Annotated in this window: 5 protein-coding genes; 4 read left to right on the forward strand and 1 reads right to left on the reverse strand. The window is 75.5% G+C overall.

Annotated elements, in window-relative coordinates:
* The coding region (locus BJF79_RS57545) for a TetR/AcrR family transcriptional regulator (protein WP_187357102.1) at positions 1–977 on the reverse strand (977 nt) is incomplete at its 3' end.
* Positions 978–1,033: 56 nt separating this feature from the next.
* Between BJF79_RS57545 and BJF79_RS35130 the strand changes: the two genes are divergently transcribed.
* From BJF79_RS35130 to BJF79_RS35145, 4 genes are all read left to right on the forward strand, one after another.
* Positions 1,034–1,648 carry a maleylpyruvate isomerase family mycothiol-dependent enzyme gene (locus BJF79_RS35130; protein ID WP_075903899.1) on the forward strand — a complete coding sequence of 205 codons (615 nt, stop codon included), beginning with the start codon at positions 1,034–1,036 and terminating at the stop codon, positions 1,646–1,648.
* Between the two features lie 101 nt (positions 1,649–1,749).
* The gene (locus BJF79_RS35135) at positions 1,750–2,034 is read left to right on the forward strand and encodes a hypothetical protein (protein ID WP_075903901.1); all 285 of its coding nucleotides are present in this window, start codon (positions 1,750–1,752) and stop codon (positions 2,032–2,034) included.
* A gap of 204 nt (positions 2,035–2,238) precedes the next feature.
* Positions 2,239–3,024, forward strand: coding sequence for an RNA ligase family protein (locus BJF79_RS35140; RefSeq protein WP_075903903.1), 786 nt, complete (start codon positions 2,239–2,241; stop codon positions 3,022–3,024).
* On the forward strand, positions 3,011–3,428 hold a 418-nt coding region (locus tag BJF79_RS35145), incomplete at its 3' end, for an HD domain-containing protein (RefSeq protein WP_143220659.1). The genes BJF79_RS35140 and BJF79_RS35145, both read left to right, overlap by 14 nt.

Genomic DNA, 3,428 nt, shown 5'->3' on the forward strand with positions numbered 1-3,428 from the left:
GGGAGCCGGACGCTGGTCGGCGCGCAGCGCCCCGGCCAGGCCGCCCACGGTGATCCCGGCGAGGGTGCCGCCGAGCGCGCCGGCGCCCTCGAGCCGGTCGCCGCGTTCGCGGTCGCCGCCCGGGACGGGCGTGCCGGTGCGGTCGGCCAGCTCGAACGACGCGTCCGGGACGCGGCTGGCGGGCCGGGCCCGCACCGCCATGTCGGCGTGGGCGGCGGCGTTGAGCGCGGTGGTGCCGGCGGCGCCGGCCGCGGCACCGCGCAGGAAGCCTCCTGGTCACCGTGGTCACGGCCCCGGGGACTACCCGGCCCGGCGGCGATTACCCCGAGCCGCCCGCCCGGCGCGCGCCCGGGCGTCGGGCGGGCGTCAGGGGCGGCCGAGGAGGCGTCCGGCGCGGTCAGCGCGCGGGCGGCGGCGGCGAAGAACGGCTCGTCCGCCGCGGGCGCCAGCCCGAACGTCACGCCCTGGCTGAGGCCGACGAGCAGGGCGCGCAGGGCCGTGGTGAGCCGTGCGGCCTGGGCCCGGGTGACGGTGGCCGCGCCGTGCCGGCGTCCGGTGAACAGCGCGGTGAGCCGCTCTTCCTGCGCCCGCACGGACGCGGCCAGTCGCGCGTGCAGGTCGGGGTCGCGCAGCGCCATGTCCTGCAGCCCGAGCTGGAACGACAGGCGCGGCAGCGCGTCGGGGGCGTCGCAGGTCCGCCGGTAGTGGCGGGCGAACGCGTCGACGGCGCCGGTGAGGTCGGGGGCCGCGCCGACGGCGGCGTCGAACCCGTCGTAGTACGGGGCGAGCTCGTCGGCGACCATCTCGATGAACAGGGCGTTCTTGCTGCCGAACAGCGAGTAGACGGCGCCGGTGGTCAGCCCGGCGCGTCCCGCGATGTCGTCGAGCCGGGCCCGGTGGCCGTCCCGCGCGACGGCCTCGCGGGCGGCGTCCAGCAGAGCCCGCCGGTTGCGTTCCTTGGCCTGCGCCCTGGTCATTCGCATAATCTCATTATTACAGTAATCCCGTTACGAACATGGGAGGGTGCGGAATCATGGACGTCGAGGCGGAGATCGCCGCGGAGCGGCGCGAGCTGGCGGCGATGCTGGACGGGCTGCCCGCGGCGAGCTGGGACGAGCCGAGCCTGTGCGAGGGGTGGCGGGTGCGGGAGGTCGCCGCGCACATGTCGATGGGGTTCCGGTACTCGTTCGCGAGGACGGCGGTCGAGCTGGCCCGGGCCCGCGGGCTGCACCGGATGACCGACCGCCTGGCCCGCCGGGACGCCGCGGCGATGACGCCGGGCGAGCTGGCCGCCGCGCTGCGCGACAACGCGCACCATCCGTGGAAGCCGCCGGTCGGCGGGCTCACCGCGGCGCTCGGCCACGACGTCGTCCACGGTCTGGACATCGGCGTCGCGCTCGGCCTGGACCGGCGGGTGCCGGCCCGGCGCGTGGAGGCGCTGCTGGACAGCGTCACCCCGCGGTCGGCGAAGTTCTTCGGCGCCGACCTGCGGGGCGTCGAGCTGCGCCCCGACGACCTCGACCGGTCGTTCGGGAGCGGGACGCCGCTGACGGGTTCCGCGCAGGACCTGCTGCTGGCCGCCTTCGGCCGGTCGCTGCCGCCCGGCCGCCTGGGCGGCGACGCCCGCGACCGGTTCACCCGCCGCTGAGCGTCCCGGGGCCCTTCCTTGGCCCGCGCATTGCCTTAGGCCCGCCCCCGGCGGGAAGTGTGCCGTCGGAACACCCGGACCAGCACAGGGAGCGGAGCATCATGGTGAAGCAGCTGCAGAAGATGGGCCTGTCGTCGAACTCCATGTACGCGATGGGGTTCGCCTCGATCGGCCTGTCGGTGGCCGCGTGGGCCGCGTCGCTGCGGATCGAGTCGGCGGGCATGGAGCGGGCGGACCGGTGGGGCATCTTCGTCGGCCAGTGGGCGCCGACGTTCTTCGCGCTGGGCTGCGCGATGCGCATGGAGGAGCAGTGGGGCGCCCGCGGCCGGCACGAGGAGTCGGCGTTCGAGGCCGGGGAGATCCGCGAGCCGATGCACGTCGGCTGACCCGTCCCGGGCCGGGTCCCGGCCGGCCGGAGCCGAGCCGGGTCTCGACCGCCCGGAGCCGAGCCGGGTCTCGACCGCCCGGCGAACGTTCCGGTATGTCGATGTGCGGGCGGCTGCCGTCCTCGGCGATGACGTCCCGCCGGGGGCGCGGGCGCGGGGAAAACCGGTTGGCACGCGGGGAACCGGTTCGTTAGAACGGTCCGCATGCTCCGCAAGTACCCCCGCACCCGGCATATCGAGGGTTCCCGGCTGCAACCGGGCGACCACGACCTGGCGGCGGCGCCGTTCCGGGAGGTCGCCGGGCGGTTCCTGGTGGTGGAGGAGAAACTCGACGGCGCCAACACCGGGGTGTCCTTCACCGCCGAAGGGGAGCTGCGGCTGCAGAGCCGCGGGCACTACCTCACCGGCGGCCCCCGGGAACGGCAGTTCGGGCCGCTGAAGGCGTGGGCGGCGTCGGTCCAGCACGTGCTGTGGGAGCGGCTGCGCGACCGGTACGTCATGTACGGCGAGTGGCTGTACGCCAAGCACACCGTCTTCTACGACGCTCTCCCCCACTACTTCTGCGAATTCGACGTGCTGGACACCGCCGACGGGTCGTTCCTGTCGACGGCGCGGCGGCGGGAGCTGCTGGCGGGGACGCCGGTGGTGTCCGTGCCGGTGCTGCACGAGGGGCCGGTCGGGGATCTGGCCGAGCTGACCGCGCTGGTCGGGCCGTCCACGTGCCGGACGGCCGGCTGGCGGGACGCGCTGCGCGCGGCGGCGGAGGCGGGCGGCGCCGACCCCGCGCGGGTGGAGAAGGAGACCGACGGCGCCGAGGAGATGGAGGGCCTCTACCTGAAGGTGGAGGCCGGCGGGCTGACCGTCGACCGGTTCAAGTGGGTGCGGGCGAGTTTCCTGACCGCGATCCTGGACTCGGGGACGCACTGGCGGGAGCGTCCGATCGTCGCCAACGGCCTCGCCGACCCGGGGGTGCTGTATGCGGGTGTTTGAGGAGCTGTGCCCGGCGCCGCCGCGGTGGGAGGTGCCGTGGGACCGGATCCGGGACGCGTTCGCGTGGGTGCGGGACATGGCGGGCGTGCCGCAGGACGCCGTCTACCACGGCGAGGGCGACGTCGAGGTCCACACGCGGATGGCGTGCGAGGCGCTGGCGGACCTGCCGGGCTGGCGGGCGCGCCCCGCGGACGAGCGGGTGCGGCTGTTCGCGGCGGTTCTGCTGCACGATATCGCCAAGCCGCACTGCACGCGCACCGAGGACGACGGGCGGATCACCGCGCGGGGCCATTCGCGGCGCGGCGACCTGATGGCGCGGCGGATCCTGTGGGAGCTGGGCGCGCCGGTCGCGTGGCGCGAGCACGTGGCCGCGCTGATCCGCCACCACCAGGTGCCGTTCTGGG

Origin of the sequence: Actinomadura sp. CNU-125 (genome assembly GCF_001942465.1) — a bacterium.
GTDB lineage: Bacteria > Actinomycetota > Actinomycetes > Streptosporangiales > Streptosporangiaceae > Spirillospora.

Excerpts from the sequence above, each read along its gene's own strand:
- BJF79_RS35130 (WP_075903899.1), top strand. The coding sequence starts at position 1,034 with ATGGACGTCGAGGCGGAGATCGCCGCGGAGCGGCGCGAGCTGGCGGCG.
- BJF79_RS35135 (WP_075903901.1), top strand. The coding sequence starts at position 1,750 with ATGGTGAAGCAGCTGCAGAAGATGGGCCTGTCGTCGAACTCCATGTAC.
- BJF79_RS35140 (WP_075903903.1), top strand. The coding sequence starts at position 2,239 with ATGCTCCGCAAGTACCCCCGCACCCGGCATATCGAGGGTTCCCGGCTG.